Origin of the sequence: Psychrobacter sp. PP-21, assembly GCF_033790785.1 — a bacterium.
Classification (GTDB): Bacteria; Pseudomonadota; Gammaproteobacteria; order Pseudomonadales; family Moraxellaceae; genus Psychrobacter.
In genome coordinates this window covers 16462-32052 of sequence record NZ_JAMYEB010000002.1, presented here as the reverse complement: position 1 = coordinate 32052, position 15591 = coordinate 16462, and the positions used below count along the sequence as shown (strand labels likewise).

General features: G+C 44.7%; 14 protein-coding genes. 8 read left to right on the top strand and 6 right to left on the bottom strand.

All coding sequences use genetic code 11. The annotated features are described in order from the left end of the window. The first annotated feature begins 47 nt into the window (after window positions 1-47). Entirely contained in the window at window positions 48-353 is a 306-nt protein-coding gene (locus tag NJD71_RS03005; RefSeq protein WP_319050473.1) for a hypothetical protein, read from the top strand. A gap of 155 nt (window positions 354-508) precedes the next feature. On the opposite strand, the gene NJD71_RS03000 is transcribed toward NJD71_RS03005, so the two are convergent. Beyond that, window positions 509-1021 (bottom strand): YkvA family protein, encoded by a 513-nt coding sequence (locus NJD71_RS03000; RefSeq protein ID WP_319050472.1) that lies wholly within the window; start codon window positions 1019-1021, stop codon window positions 509-511. A gap of 263 nt (window positions 1022-1284) precedes the next feature. Here NJD71_RS03000 and NJD71_RS02995 point away from each other — a divergent pair, with 263 nt between their 5' ends. Next, the gene (locus NJD71_RS02995; RefSeq protein WP_319050471.1) at window positions 1285-2559 is read left to right on the top strand and encodes an LD-carboxypeptidase; all 1275 of its coding nucleotides are present in this window, start codon (window positions 1285-1287) and stop codon (window positions 2557-2559) included. A gap of 116 nt (window positions 2560-2675) precedes the next feature. On the opposite strand, the gene NJD71_RS02990 is transcribed toward NJD71_RS02995, so the two are convergent. After that, window positions 2676-3698: a GlxA family transcriptional regulator gene (locus NJD71_RS02990; protein ID WP_319050470.1), complete on the bottom strand. Its 1023-nt coding sequence runs from the start codon at window positions 3696-3698 to the stop codon at window positions 2676-2678. 182 nt (window positions 3699-3880) lie between these two features. Between NJD71_RS02990 and NJD71_RS02985 the strand changes: the two genes are divergently transcribed. The 6 genes from NJD71_RS02985 to arfB all read left to right on the top strand — a co-directional run bounded on the left by NJD71_RS02985 (window position 3881) and on the right by arfB (window position 10165). Continuing rightward, window positions 3881-5686, top strand: a complete 1806-nt coding sequence (locus tag NJD71_RS02985; RefSeq protein WP_319050469.1) for an acyl-CoA dehydrogenase — start codon at window positions 3881-3883, stop codon at window positions 5684-5686. 22 nt (window positions 5687-5708) lie between these two features. Then, window positions 5709-6716: an NADP-dependent oxidoreductase gene (locus NJD71_RS02980; protein ID WP_319050468.1), complete on the top strand. Its 1008-nt coding sequence runs from the start codon at window positions 5709-5711 to the stop codon at window positions 6714-6716. A 3-nt stretch (window positions 6717-6719) separates the two neighbouring features. Further along, window positions 6720-7514 carry an SDR family NAD(P)-dependent oxidoreductase gene (locus tag NJD71_RS02975; protein WP_319050467.1) on the top strand — a complete coding sequence of 265 codons (795 nt, stop codon included), beginning with the start codon at window positions 6720-6722 and terminating at the stop codon, window positions 7512-7514. Window positions 7515-7728: 214 nt separating this feature from the next. After that, window positions 7729-8493: an SDR family oxidoreductase gene (locus tag NJD71_RS02970; RefSeq protein ID WP_319050466.1), complete on the top strand. Its 765-nt coding sequence runs from the start codon at window positions 7729-7731 to the stop codon at window positions 8491-8493. A gap of 342 nt (window positions 8494-8835) precedes the next feature. Beyond that, window positions 8836-9690, top strand: coding sequence for an HpcH/HpaI aldolase/citrate lyase family protein (locus NJD71_RS02965; RefSeq protein WP_319050465.1), 855 nt, complete (start codon window positions 8836-8838; stop codon window positions 9688-9690). 61 nt (window positions 9691-9751) lie between these two features. Beyond that, a complete protein-coding gene (arfB, locus tag NJD71_RS02960; protein ID WP_319050464.1) occupies window positions 9752-10165 on the top strand; it encodes an alternative ribosome rescue aminoacyl-tRNA hydrolase ArfB in 414 nt (137 codons plus the stop codon). Between the two features lie 170 nt (window positions 10166-10335). Here the strand turns inward: arfB and NJD71_RS02955 are convergent, their stop codons facing one another. The 4 genes from NJD71_RS02955 to NJD71_RS02940 all read right to left on the bottom strand — a co-directional run bounded on the left by NJD71_RS02955 (window position 10336) and on the right by NJD71_RS02940 (window position 15377). After that, the gene (locus tag NJD71_RS02955) at window positions 10336-12219 is read right to left on the bottom strand and encodes an autotransporter domain-containing protein (protein ID WP_319050463.1); all 1884 of its coding nucleotides are present in this window, start codon (window positions 12217-12219) and stop codon (window positions 10336-10338) included. A 366-nt stretch (window positions 12220-12585) separates the two neighbouring features. Beyond that, the gene (locus NJD71_RS02950) at window positions 12586-13140 is read right to left on the bottom strand and encodes an MFS transporter (RefSeq protein WP_319050661.1); all 555 of its coding nucleotides are present in this window, start codon (window positions 13138-13140) and stop codon (window positions 12586-12588) included. Between the two features lie 11 nt (window positions 13141-13151). After that, entirely contained in the window at window positions 13152-13847 is a 696-nt protein-coding gene (locus NJD71_RS02945) for an MFS transporter (RefSeq protein WP_319050462.1), read from the bottom strand. Between the two features lie 330 nt (window positions 13848-14177). Then, a complete protein-coding gene (locus NJD71_RS02940) occupies window positions 14178-15377 on the bottom strand; it encodes a sugar transporter (protein WP_319050461.1) in 1200 nt (399 codons plus the stop codon). Window positions 15378-15591 lie beyond the last annotated feature (214 nt).

Genomic DNA, 15591 nt, shown 5'->3' with positions numbered 1-15591 from the left:
AAAACCGTATTTTGCTATAAACAGTCATACCATCAGAGTTAAGCAATATGAATTTTTTTAGTTATGTCGTGTTAGGCGGGTTTTCTTATGCAGCGGGCTGGGCGATAAGAACCTATGTATTAGAAAAACAGCCGACACCTGAACAGCCCTACAATCTAAAGCACCCTGCTATTTTGGCATATTTGGGTGGGTTTTTTATCATTATGCTCATTGTTTCGTGGTTGATTGGTCGTTATGCACTTGGTCATGCTTTGATTGATTTACCTTTTATTATTATCAATAGTTTGGTGGCAACCTTTGTCTATTCGTTCGGACTCAATCCAGAAAAAGCGAGATACGATGTCCCTGATTAAAGCATGCCAGTAGATGGGCTGACAGCAAAAAGCCACGACCGAATCTTAAATGAACGGTCGTGGCTTTGGTTTATCAGCTTGTTCGATAATACAGTTTTATCAGGTTTTGATGCGCTATAAAACTTGATTGATTACTTGGATTAGTTAATTAATGGCTATGATGCTTTTTTTAGGTCGGCGCTGTTTTCATCACTGTCTTTCTTGTCGCCATCTTTCTTATCACTGTTAGTTTCTTTATCAGTAATAGCCTTGTCGTCACTATTTTTATCGGCATCTTTTTTGGCTTCTGACTTAGCTTTGGCATCTGATTGTTCTTGTTTCCATTCTTTGTATTTTTGCAGATCTTTTTTGGCTTGTTTTAAGCAAAATCTAAGTACCAGTGCATCATCGATATGACCGATGAATGGGATAGAATCAGGAATCAAATCAATTGGGTTTAGCATATATATCGCACCAACAACGCCAGCTGAAATGGTTTTAAAAGGAATCTTACGGTAGTCACCTTTGTAATAGTCTTTGACAAGACTCATAAATAGCATCAGATCATCACTAAAAGGTTCAAGGTATCCGCTGTCTTCTAGCTTTTCTTTCAGCCTGCTTTCTTTACTAAGTAAATATTCCAAATTAGAGTCAAGCGCTTTGTCTTTGTTCGTTTTTTTATTAAACATAAATTTTGCCTTTTTTTATTTTCGATGAATTCGTATTTACAGTAACAAATCCAATCGACCTATATTGTGTGTCTCGGTAGCGAAAAAGTAAATATAGGTAAAGGTTGGGCAACTTGTCTGCTGGTGAGATACGTTACAATATGAGCGTACGACTACAGTAACGGGTATGGGCATAAGTATGTCTTGCGATAAATATATATCAGTACAAAATCGCACAGCATAGATAAACAACAAAAATAAAAGTATATAGGCAGTAGTAACGTATGGGTTCAAACACTCTATTAGCTAAAAGTGAGCGCTCAAAACTAGCGACTAGTATCAGCACCAGATTAAACCGCCGGCAGTTTTTGCGTCACGTGGGTATCGGTGCAGGCACAGCAGTATTAGCGACTCAAGGCATCTCTCAAGTACTTGCCGCGAGTACTGCCGATGCCAATAATATATCGCAGCTGACCAAAGACGATTTACCGATGGCACTATCGGGTGCGCAATCACCATTACCCTCACAGTCGTCACTAACCCAAACGCGCTGTATTACCCCAACCATTGAGACACGGATTTTTGCCAGCTCCAATGTGGGCGGCAGTAGCGATCGCAATCAATTGGCATTGGATCGTATGGCTTGTGCGGGGTTTAAAGTAAACAATCCTGCAATTACCAATCGTCAGTATTTGCGCTTTTCGGGTACGGACTTCCAGCGGGCAAGTGACTTTCAGAATATTGCCACTGGTGCCATAGCGGCACCAAAACTCCTACTTGGTGTCCGCGGTGGTTACGGTGCGATGCGACTATTGCCCATGGTTGATTGGGTGACACTTGGGCGTATCACAAAAGAGCGCGGCACGATACTCGCAGGGTTTAGCGATGTGACAGCTCTTCAGTGTGCATTACTGGCAAAAGGGTCAATGAGCTCGCTGGCGGCCCCCATGCTCTATAGTGAGTTTGGCAAATCAGCGCCCGACCATGTCAGTTGTCGGCAGTTTGCCGAAGCGCTAATCAATCCTCGCTTAACCATCAGCATACAAGACGCATCTTTGACCAGTCAAAATTTGCCTAGTATCTTAGCAAGTGGTGAGCCAAAATCAATAACAGGTACTATCTGGGGTGGTAATTTGAGCGTGGTATCTGCATTGGCAGGTAGTGAGTATCTGCCTCGCATTGATGGTGGTATTGTGTTCTTAGAAGACGTGGGGGAGCAGGCATATCGTATTGAGCGTATGTTATACGACTTGTACCTAGCAGGTGTATTTAAACATCAACAAGCGATTGTATTTGGGGCGTTGTCTGGTGCAGGCGAGGACAGTTATGACAAGCGCTATGATGTTGCCACAGTCATTCGCCAATTGCATGAACTAACAGGATTGCCGGTTTATAGTGGTATGCGTTTTGGTCATATCGGCCAAAAGCACAGCTTCCCACTTGGCGCCACGTGCCAGCTTAGCCCTGTTACAGATGGTGGCTATCAGTTGGCATTTAGCGACTATCCAACTATCAAGGCTGACGCTATTCATGTAGAGGGCTTATGGCAGCCTGCTTAGCCCTTGAGCGCTTAGCACTAAGGACTAAGGACTAAGCACTAAGCACTAAGTACTTATACTAAGCATTGGGCATTAGTCTCTAACTACTAACTTTAAACCAATAGTCATTAGCATTACTAAATCGCCAGTCGCGAGAACTTATCTTGATACTCTTTAGGAGTGAGCTCTGTTGCACGTTTAAATAGTCGGGTAAATGACGAGATGTCCTCATAACCAACTTGATAGGCCAGTGATTTTATCGAGACGTCGCCCAACTCTAGTAAGCGTTTGGCCTGCTCGATTCTGACAGCCTGAATATACTCAATCGGTCGCATCGCGACGCAAGACTGAAAGCGTCTGTTCAACGTCCGCGGTGTGATGTTTATCATGGCAGCTAGGCTACTGATCTGTAACGGTTGGCGGAAGTTTTCTTCTATGTAGTCTTGGACTTGTTTAATCAAATGATCCGAATGTGGTTTGTGCAAAGTCACATTGGTATAGCTGTTTTGACTGCCTCTTTTACTATCGATAATTTGGGTCTTTGCTACTTGCGTAGACATCTCACGGCCACAGTAACGCTCTATTAATAAAAGCCCGAGGTCATAAAAAGCACTACCACCTGCCGCACAGAATATATTGCCTGATTGAGTACTCGACTGACTTCTTGACTGCGTGACAAACTGGTTTTCTTGCAAATCGACCAGTGGGAAATCTGTCTTAAACTTGTTGGCGTAGCCCCAGTGAGTAGTGGCTACTTTGTGATCCAATAATCCTGCCTTTGCCAAAAAAAACGCCCCGCTACAATTACTCGCAATATCAGCATTGGTATTTGCAAGCCGCACTAGGTGTGGTAGCAGCTCGCTGTTTTGCGTCAATACTTTGTCAATAGAATCTCCAATAGTAGGGACGAGCAATAAATCGCACTCTGTCACATCTTGAATATCGCAGTGAGCTTGCATGATCAAACGGTTACTACATCTGATATCCCCGCCGCCTAGACTTGCTATCTGCACGTTAAACCGAGGCTCTACAGACTCATTTGAGAACCGTTGCCAGCTGACGCCTGTAAACGAAAATAAATCCAATGCGCCAGAGAGGACACTACCAAGTACGCCATCGAAGCCAAGGATAATCATTTTAAAAGGTTTGAAGTAAGGCATCAGCCACTAACTCTCCATTGATATATGTACCAAAACAGCCATTTGGTTGGTGTTTTTGTCCAACTGTGTACGCCATATCTGTCTTATTTGACCATAATTATGTCATAAATGACAATACGGAGGCGGGTTAAATTAGATTAATATCAATTGATAACCACATTTAATTCGTTAGCGAGAATACTATGGCAGCAGATACCCTCCTCAATGACTTTGAGTTACCGTTCCAGTTGTATGATGTACTAGGTACTGAAACACTCACCGAACACTCAAAGTTTTCAGAACATAGCCGCGAGACGTTTGACGCAGTATTGGAGACCGCAAACAAAATCGCAACCGATTTATTTTTGCCGCACAATCATATTGCAGACAAGGACGAGCCTCAGTTCGATGGCAAAAAAGTCAGCATGATCAGCGATGTCAAAGTTGCTTTTGACGCCTTTCGCGAATCTGGCTTTATCGCCGGTCGTTACAGTTTCGAAGATGGCGGCATGCAATTGCCTGAAACCGTCATGACTGCCGTGGCAGGCTACTTTATGGCAGCCAACCCGTCGACAACGGCTTATCCATTTTTGACAACTGCCGCAATCAACGTCATCTCGCATTTTGCTAGCGACGAGATCAAAGCTGCCTTCATGCCGCGTATGTTAACAGGTGAGTTCACTGGAACCATGGCGCTGACCGAGCCACATGCTGGCTCATCACTTGCTGATATCAAGACTACTGCAGTCAAACAAGACGACGGCTCGTACCGTGTCAAAGGTAGCAAAATTTATATCTCAGGCGGCGATCACGAATTGTCTGACAATATCGTGCATTTGGTATTGGCCAAAGTTCCAGGCGGTCCAGGTGGGGTCAAAGGCATCTCTTTATTTGCCGTACCGAAATATCGCTTGAACGATGACTTGTCTGTTGGTGAGCGTAACGATGTGCATCTGACAGGACTGATTCACAAGCTTGGGTATAGAGGGGCGACCTCTACCGCATTGAGCTTCGGTGATGAAGGCGAGTGCTATGGTTATCTGATTGGTGATGAGCACTTTGGTCTGCGCTATATGTTCAAGATGATGAATGAGGCACGTATTGCTGTTGGTTTTGGTGCATCGATGATCGGCTATCGCGGTTATCAGTATTCGCTAGATTATGCCAAAGACCGTACCCAAGGTCGAATTGCACCGAATAACAAACCTGAAGACGATGCGACTGCTATCATTCAGCACGGCGATGTAAAACGCATGCTACTGGCCCAAAAAGCTTATTCTGAAGGCGGTATCTCATTATGCCTATACGGCTCAAATCTGATTGACCGTATCAATACCTGTGAAGATGAAACACTAAAAAATGAGCTCACCGAACTGTTAGACCTCCTCACGCCAGTACTAAAAGCATGGCCATCTGAGTATGGTCCTAAAGCCAATGATTTGGGTATTCAAGTATTGGGCGGCGCAGGCTATACGCGTGAGTATCATGCTGAGCAGTTTTGGCGTGACAATCGCCTAAATCCGATTCATGAAGGCACAAATGGTGTACAGGCCTTAGATTTGTCATTTCGTAAGTTGTGGCAAAAAGGTGGTTTGGGTATTCAAATCCTAAAGCGTGAAATCACCCAAGACCTAGAGAGCATCACCACGCCTGAGAGTGCAGCGCTTGCAGGTAAACTGACACCTTATATGGGTCATCTACACGAAGTGCTGGTACATCTAAGCAAAGTGTTGCAGACAGAAGACGCATTAACGCTTACTGGTAATGCCCAAGCATTGATGAATATCTTTGCCTCAATCGTATTGAGCTGGATTTGGATTCGCCAAGCCAGTAAAGCCGAGCAGCTACTAAGCACTACCCAAGATACTGAGCAGCAGAACTTTTATAAGGGCAAAATACAAGCGGCTAAGTATTTCATCGATTGGGAGCTGCCATTAATCAAGCGCGATATCGAGATATTAACCAACACCAACGCTGTTTGTACTGATATGCAAGCGGATTGGTTCTAAGTACAACTCTAAGGAAAGAGACATGACAACGATAAACAAACAATGGCGCCTAAAAGCAAGACCTGTTGGTGCACCAAGTGCTGAGACTTGGGATTATACCGAAACAGAAGTACCGACTATCAGTGACGGTCAATTACTGATTAGAGTTGACTATATCTCTATCGATCCTGCTATGCGCGGCTGGCTAAATGATGCAAAATCCTATATCGAGCCGGTACAGATTGGTGATGTGATGCGCGGTGGTACGGTCGGTGAAGTGATCGAGAGTAAACATGAAAAGTTCGCTGTCGGTGACTATGTGGCAGGACACAATGGCGTGCAGTCGTATGCGGTAAGTGATGGTACTGGGTTGCATAAAGTCGATCCAAACCTAGCGCCGTTGTCCTATTACCTAGGCGTACTTGGTATGCCAGGTATGACAGGGTATTTTGGTTTGCTAAAAACAGGTCAGCCAAAGGCAGGCGAGACCGTTGTTGTCTCTGGTGCTGCTGGTGCTGTGGGTAGCTTGGTCGGTCAAATTGCCAAGATCAAAGGTTGCCGCGTCGTCGGTATTGCAGGCGGGGCTGAGAAGTGTAAATTCTTGATCGATGAGCTTGGGTTTGATGCAACGATTGACTACAAAAACGAAGACGTGAAAAAAGCACTGAAAAAAACCTGTCCAAACGGCGTCGATGTCTATTTCGATAACGTTGGCGGTGATATCTTGAATGATGTACTTACGCAAATTAACCTGCGTGCGCGTATCGTAATCTGCGGTGCGATTAGTCAATACAACAACACCACAGCGGTCGAAGGTCCATCGAACTATCTGTCACTACTTGTCAATCGTGCTCGGATGGAAGGCATCGTGGTGTTCGATAATATCAAAGAATATCCAATCGCCATGAAAGAAATTGCAGGCTGGATTCAGTCAGGCGACATGAAAGTGAAAGATCATATTGTTAAGGGTATTGAGACGTTCCCTGATACGCTTATGATGCTCTTTAACGGTGAAAACTTCGGCAAACTAGTACTTAAGGTAGAGGGATAAATCATGACATCAAATACAAATGGAATTGCATCAGACGTAGCTAGTAATGTAGCTGGCAAGCGAGTTTTGATCACGGGTGGTGCCTCAGGCATTGGTGCCGCAAGTGCATTGTTGTTAGCCAGTCGCGGCGCAAAAGTGGTCATCGGAGATATGGCAGAAGAGATGGGCGCTGCTGTTGCGCAGCAAGGTCAGGATGCTGGTAACAGTATTGTCTTCAAAAAAGTAGACGTGACCAGCGGTGATGAAGTGCGCGCGTTATTTGATTTTGCCATGGAAACGCTGGGCGGTCTAGACGTGGTGGTAAACAATGCCGGCATCGATCATAAACCATCACCGATGCATGAGCTGAGTGATGAAGAGTTTGATCGCAATATCGCCGTGAATTTAAAAGGCGTTTGGCACTGTATGCGTGCCGCAGTCAAGTGTATGTTACCGAGTGGCGGTGGTCATGTGATTAACGTAGCGTCTATTGCAGGTCTACGCTCAGCGCCTATGATTTCAGCCTATAGTGCTGCCAAACACGGAGTTATGGGTCTCACCAAATCAGCAGCCCATGAATACGCTCGCGCCAATATTCGTTTTAATGCGGTCTGCCCAAGCTTCATCGATACGCCAATGGTACGCAATACCATGGCAACGATGGATGAGCGTACGCAGCAAGCAACGATTAAGGCCAGTCCACTGCGCCGCCTAGGAAACGTCAGTGAAATCTCTAGTGCAATTGCATGGCTTGCCAGCGATGAAAGCAGCTTTATGAATGGTCATGCCTTCACCTTAGATGGTGGTATGCTAGCGTAACCGTGATCGTTGAGCGCTCTTTGTTCAGTTTATTAGTGCTCGATAATCGCTGTTAGTTATGACAGCGATTATCTGCGTTCAGTGAATGAGGCTTGAATATATAGGCTCAAACATAAAAGCTCAGTAACTAAATGACTTTAGCTACTACTATATATAACAGTTATGTATAACAGTGAATCTCACACGTATAAAATATCCAAAAATATAAGGAATAATGATGAAAGATTTATTTGATTTAACGGGCAAGATTGCCCTAGTAACGGGTGCTAGCCGAGGCATTGGTGAATCTATTGCCCGTCTCTTGGCATCAAGAGGCGCACATGTCATCGTCTCTAGCCGCAAAATCGACGCTTGCCAAGCAGTTGCTGACAGCATTGTCGCTGATGGTTATAAAGCAAGCGCTTTTGCTTGTCATGTGGGCGATATGGAGCAAATTGACGCAACGTTTGCACATATCAAAAGCGAATTTGGTCAAATCGATATCTTGGTCAATAATGCAGCAGCCAACCCATACTATGGTCATATTTTAGACACAGATTTAGCCGCTTTTGACAAAACCGTTGAAGTAAATATCCGTGGTTACTTCTTTATGTCTACTGCCGCTGGCAAAATGATGAAAGAGCAAGGCGGCGGTGTGATTTTAAACACAGCATCGGTTAATGGCTTAGTAGCAGGGGACAAGCAAGGGATTTATTCAATCACCAAAGCTGCCGTCATTAGCATGACCAAAGCATTTGCCAAAGAATGTGGTCCACTAAATATTCGTGTCAATGCGTTATTGCCAGGCTTGACCGATACCAAATTTGCCTCGGCCTTGACGACTAACGACAAAGTCTTGAAAATGGCACTACACTCGATTCCGCTAGGACGCGTAGCTGACCCTGATGAGATGGCAGGTACCGTACTGTATCTGGTATCGGATGCCTCAAGCTATACGACTGGTGCAACTATTGTTGTTGACGGTGGTATGCTGGCTTAATTAGATAATCTATATAGTCATTCCACTATAAAAGTATTACAGCGTTAACCTCGCTTGAAGTATTACATATACATCTGCACTCGGTTGCCTTGTACTACTTTTAAATTGAATCGACTATAAGACATAGGTTAGATAAGAAAGTAATTGTGTAAAACTGCATTAGACTCAAAGACCGCATGAGATTGATTTTCATGCGGTTTCTTTATTTTTATTTTTCGATTAATTTTTAAGTAGTCTTAGTTTTGTGCTGTCAAATGAATCAATAATTTCAAATGATCATCAGTTATATAGTGGCATAATAGACACGTTAAAAATCGCTTGGATAATATAATGGAGTTATACATGGATTCAGTGATCAAAAATAAAATAAATACAATATCTCAAAATAAAACATGGCTATTTGTACCAGCGACTCGAATGGATAGAGTAGACAAGGCCTTTGCTAGTGGTGCAGATGCGGTCATCGTAGATTTAGAAGATGCGGTAGCTCCAGAGGATAAAGCATTCGCACGTGAATCATTACAGCAATATCATAATAGTGCAGGTTATCAGCCGATTTGGGTACGTATCAACAAGGCAGGCAGTGAAGCGTTCTTCAAAGATATTGTACTGTGTCAGCAAATGCCACACTTAGCAGGTGTGGTATTAGCCAAAGCTGAGAAAGCAGAAGACATTAATAGTGTACATCAGGTCACAAGCTTACCTGTCATCGCATTGATCGAGAGTGCTATTGGGTTGTACCAAATCGATAGCATGGCAAAGGCAGTTGGGCTAGTGGCATTCAGCTATGGGTTTCTAGATTTGTGTAATGATCTGCAGGTGCAAGTAGGGACAGCTGCTGCGGATACTATCGCCAATCAGATTCGTTATCAACTCATTCTAACGTCAACAGTACATCAGTTGTCACCGCCTATCGATACTATTTATCCTGATTTTAAAGATGAAATAGGGCTGAGCGCGCGAGTGCAGCTCTGGTCACAGATGGGCCTATCAGGGATGCTATGTATTCATCCCAAACAAGTGGCTGTCGTTCAGCAGACATTACAGCCAACAGCTGAGGCACTATCCTTTGCTCAGCGTGTGCTGGATGAGTACGAGCGCAGCGGGCGGGCCGTGTTCAAAATAGAGGGAGAAATGGTGGATGCACCAGTGATTGCACGCAGTCGTCAACTATTGAACCATCTACTGGCAAAGTAGCAGGCAAATCTATAATACGATATCATGGACGACATCTATCCATACTCTACAAAAGCATACTATGATATTTATCAACAACCGTATCAGCCTCAATGACAACGAGGTTGAAATCAGTGCGATACGCGCACAAGGTGCAGGCGGGCAGAATGTCAACAAAGTATCCTCTGCCATTCATCTGCGTTTTGATATTCATTCCTCAAGTCTGAGCGACGAATACAAGCGGCGATTGCTAGACAGCAAAGATAGCCGCATCACCAAAGAAGGTGTGCTCATCATAAAAGCGCAGCAGTTTCGTACGCAGGAGCGTAATAAGATTGATGCACTTGAGCGACTGCAGAGCTTTATCACAAAAGCCACTTACGTCAATAAAACCAGAAAACCGACCAAACCTAGTAGAAACGCCAAACGCAAACGCGTAGACCAAAAAACCCAGCGTGGTAAAACAAAAGCCTTACGCGGTAAAGTAGATTTTTAGAAGGTTTGCTATATCAGATTTTGTTGTTAAGACATATTTGCAGTAGAAGGTAATAAGCAGTAGAAGGTGCTACGCGGTAAGAACAATTGTAGGTATTCTAAAATAAAAATCGGTATAGGGGATTAGTTATCACCTATACCGTATTCCATTATTAAAGATTCGCTAGTTGTTTAGAAGGCACCGCTAAGACCAACAAATAAGCTGGTTGAGTCGTCATCATTACCTTGTGAATGCGTGACGCCAGCATTGGCGTTCAACAAGCCAAAGCTTCTAGACAGGCCAAGTGTCATAGCAACGTTATCATCATCAGTTTCGATCGTAGGCGTCTCAAAGCTTATGTTCGGTAGCGTATTCAAACGTGCGGTTACCGCATCGCGATTATCACTCAGCTGCTTTTGGTAATGAATATCACCAAATACGTTGAGGTTTTCCATCAAGGTATGATTGGCTTTTAGCCCAAGCTTGCCATATGTCGTAGAGTATTTTTGTTCATCAAACTGCATAGCAATGCCAGACATCTCTTTTTCTTTGAGTCCGTCGATTTTTACGCGGCTTGCTGTTGCGCCGATATAAGGTGTGATGGCAATGCGACTGACTTGCATAGGGTAGCCTGCCTGTACATTGGCATAGAAGCGCTTGCCATCAGCATTTGACTCAAACTGTTGTCGGTTGCCACCAAGTGTGACATTACGTGTAACATCGACATCCATGTTGCCAAACCCTGCAGCACCATTGAGCTGTAAACCGCCAAGGTTGTTGCTATGGTAGACACCAAAACCAACCTCTCCAAGATCAATGTCGCTCAAACCAGTACCGACATCGGAGTCTTCAAAGTCTTTTTGGGTGATATGGCCATATAAACCTGTCACCGCGTTGGCTGAGTTTGGATGAGCAAAATCTACACCAAGCAATACCTGAGTGTTATTGTCACCGTCAAACCCTGCAATCTCTTGATTGGCAACTTCACCGACTGCCCATAGGGTACGGGCAGGTTTTTGCACGCTATTTTGGACTTGATTAATGTGTGACTGCAAGCGCTCATTGGTTGCCAGTCCAGTGGTCGTCGCAATATGAGGCAAAACGCCTATTAGACTTGGTGCCGTAACAACCGCATTTGCATAATCTGCAATCAATTGATGAGTGCGCCCTGTAGGATGGATACCATCAGCGAAGAAGTAGGTTTCATTAGCATTTGCCTCTACAAGATCATCAGGTCCACAAGTTAGAGAGCTATTATTGTCACCGCAGGCTTCATCAGTAACATTGGTAAAGCCATACTGAGCAGGTGATGCAATGATTTCTCGTGACAAGCTAAACATATCTAGGGGTATGATATTAGCCCCAGTACCCGCCACGCCACTGAGCATAAATTGATTGTATAGACCAGTTGCGCCAGTTGCAGCCCCTTGGGCGGCTAAAGCGTCTGCGAGCTCTTGTCCTTCTAAACTTGGATCTGGAAGAAATCTAGGCGTCAGGCCAACATCAGGAATATTAGGCACTAAAATGTAGTTTGCGCCATTATCCTTTAGAGTATTAATCGTATCGATCTGGCTGGCTACTGCGCCTAGTATGGTAGCTTGAGCATTATCAGAGTCTTCACCCGCCGCCAGCAAATCATTTGCCCCTGCCCACACCACATAGAGTCCATTAGGATCGACGTTGTTATCAGCTAAGTAATTACTGACTTGGCTATTGGCAGAAGCAATGGGAACACCACCAGGGAACACTTCATCTTCACCTGCTCTTGCACCGCCAATAGCATAGTTATTGCCAGTTTGAGGACTACCAAACACCACAGGGGTAGCGGTTGTACCTAGCTGTTCAGCAAATGAGGTCGCCCAGGTATTATCAGGATTAGTAGTGAACTGAGCAGGACCTGGCACAACTTGGCTAAAATAGCCGCCATCGGTCAAGCTATCACCAAAAAAAGTCACGCTATTATAATCATTAGCGTGAGCAAATCCTGCCGTACATAGCGTAATGGCTAACATGCTTTTGGTGAGCGTTTTGAGCGTAGTCTGACTGACTGCGGGGAGAAGGGTGTGACGAGACATAGCGACTTCCTTGTCGTAAATGTAATAGTTTGTCAGCCGAGTGTAACCGCTTTTGGGCAAGCTATCAATCCTTTTGATAGCAAAAATAAAAGAACATAGCGGTCAAAATATCAGTTGCAAAGCTTTAAAAAATCTGTAGCAATTAATTACGGTCCTCTATTATAGAGAAGCGGTAAGTATATGATGCATATGGAGATTGCAACTTTTTAGGTCAGCTATTTTAACTGAGCCATCTCTATATTTAACCCAACACATTTCTAATCATACATAGCGTAGAGAGTAGTGCGATATATAAGGCATTACAGAAAAAGCGCTATCAAAAACAGTGCCCGTATAGCTAGGAGTATCAGTGTACGTATAGCAGTCTCAAGTTGATTTTTGTGGACGCAACAACAGAGACAGTCCAAGTGCCACAAAAGCTGCGATGCCAGATAGTAGATAGCTGATACTAAAGTCCCCAGTAATCTCTGCAAGATAACCTGCCAGCACAGGTCCAAGCGCCTGTCCACCTGAAAAAGCAAACGTCAGTGCCGCGAGCGCACTTGCTGCGGCTGCCGCTCCAAAATAATCGCCTGCAGAGGCAGCCATGATGACAGGAACACTCCACACCACTATGCCAAACAAGGCAATTGATAAATACAGCCCTAACTGCCAATCAGTGAGTCCGACCAACAGATAAGCGATAGCCAAGAAGAAAAAAGCCAAGGCAAGACCAAGGCGTCTGCCAATGTGGTCAGAGATCCAACCAAACAACATGCCTGAAAACATGCTAAGCAGTCCAATCCATGCCCAAATGCCACCAGCAGTCGCTTCGCTCAGTTGATAAGCGCCGACCATGCTAGTGACGATAAAGGTGACGTAAACCATGTAAGTGGCACCATAAATCGCAAAGATGATACCCAAATGTGCAAGTAGCTTGATATTGCTGCGTTCTAGCTTTTTTTGTTTTTGACAGGTGAGGTAGGGATACGCCCAAAAGGGTCTTGCCTCACATCATCTGGATGGTTGCGAATCAAAGTAAAAGTCAGCAAAGCCACTACCACATTGATAACAGCAAAAATGAGCCAGCCTGTCTGCCAAGATAGTAGGCCTGAAAGGGGCACAAGTTTGGGTACCACAAAACCTGATAGTATGATGCCAAATCCCGGGCCTGCCATGACGAGTCCTAAGGCAAGTCCGCGATGCGATGGAAAAAACCAATGTGACATGACGCTCATCATCGGTAAAACCACACCGCCGCTACCGATACCTGTCAGCACATAGAGTGCGCATAATGCTGGAAACCCTGTCGTAAAAGCCATACCAAGCATAGAAACTGCAATAAGGAGCAGACTGGCTGTCGCGGTATTGCGAGTGCCAAGTCGCGGTAGTACCAATGGACTCAGAAGTACGGCGACGAGATAGCCTATTAGGTTGGTAAATCCCAATAGGCCACTTTGGGTGTAATTCAGCCCCAAAGAAGATGACATAGAGGGCAATAGCATACCGAAGGCAAATCGCCCCAATCCTAGTCCGCAGAACATTGCCACAGACCCAGTCATAGCGACGATCCAAGCATAATGCACATTGCCTAGTCTAAGCGGTGCGGTGCTGTTCTGGTTCTCTCGTTGTATTGATCTGTTAGGCATCACCAACCTCCAACAAGCTGAAAATTGGCAATATTCAATGCCGTTAAAGGCAGACCGTAGACAACAGCGTCCTTGTTTTTAATATCATTCATTTTACACGCATCCTTGTGTGCTCAATCTTCGTCGATCTTTGATTGAGTATGCTTATCGATTAAGCATACTTTTGTCCAATAGAAATCAGTATAACGATACGTGAACGTTCGTTCAATGAATGTTTAAGTAAATTCTTGCAATGATCTAAGAGACAATGATAAAAAAATACCAGCCCGTTTATATGGCTGGCATGTTGACTACTATTCTTTTATGACTATCTTTTGATATTGGCTTTGGCTAACCCAGTCGCCAACTCAGCTCAGGAAAACGTTTTATCATAAATAGCATGAGCAGTAGCGCAAGGCTGGCAATCGCAGCACCCGCATAGCCCACGCTAGACAGTGAGATGTGGGTGACAGCATAACCGCCGAATAGTGCCCCCGTTCCGATTCCTAGATTAATGATACCTGAGAACATCGACATGAGCATGTCTTGGGCGTTGACATCCACCATGATGACTTTGGCCTGCATTGAGATGATCAGTAGCATGAGCGCCGTGCCCCACAGTATGGCGTTGATACTAAGCGCCCATACTGAGGTTACGGCAAACAATAGTGTCAGCATCGCTACCAGTATCAATATCGTCGACATCAGCATCAACTGAGTATTGAACCTATCGCCCCAACGACTAAATATAATACTACCCAAAATACCTGCCGCGCCAAACAGCAGCAACACAAAAGTCGCTGCGTTTTCGCTGATGTTACCAACCTGACGCATAAACGGCTCTATATAAGAATACGCCGTATAGTGGGCGGTAAAGACCAATAAGATAAGCAAATATAAGCAGACCAATAGTGGGTTTTTGAGTAGTTCTGGAATTTTTCTGAAAGACCCCTCAAACATACTGGGCAGCGTGGGCAACAGCCTCGCCTGTAGCATAAATACCACCAGCGCAATGATACCAATACCGCCAAAGGTGGCGCGCCAACCGAACCATTGACCGACTAAGCGACCTAGCGGCACACCCAATACCATTGCCAATGAAGTGCCAGTCGCCAGTACACTGAGTGCCAACGCTTTTTTGCCTTCAGGAGCCACGCGTATGGCAATAGCTGCTGTGATGGACCAAAATATCGCATGCGATAGTGCAATACCGACTCGGCTAATGAGCAGCACGTCAAAACTCCATGCAAATACAGACAGCACATGACTGGCGATGAATACCGCAAAAATTCCCAATAGCAATCGTTTGCGCTCAAATCGGCTGGTCAGTAGCATCAGCGGTAATGACATCGCTGCGACAATCCAAGCATAGAGTGTCAGCATCCATCCCGTCTCCGCCGTAGTGATACAGAAGTCTTGAGCGATATCACTGAGCAGTGCCACAGGAACGAATTCTGTGGTGTTCATAATGAAGGCACTAACGCCCATCAAAAATACTTGAAAATACTGAGTTCGGCGAGCGTTTGCGCTGGCCTCAAGGTTATGTGTCATAAGATCCAATATAAAGCAGGTGCTAATACTACGGGTGATAACTCAAGGTGGGGTAGACATTTGGTAATACAAGGGTCGCGGTGCAAGATAGCAAGTCAAAGAGGATCGTGAAATGTGTTTAAGGTGTTTTCTGATAAGGATTGTTAATCGGGTATTTACTAAAATACTTGAACAATATGCAACTGTCGCTAATTGTACTTATTGCGTTGGAATG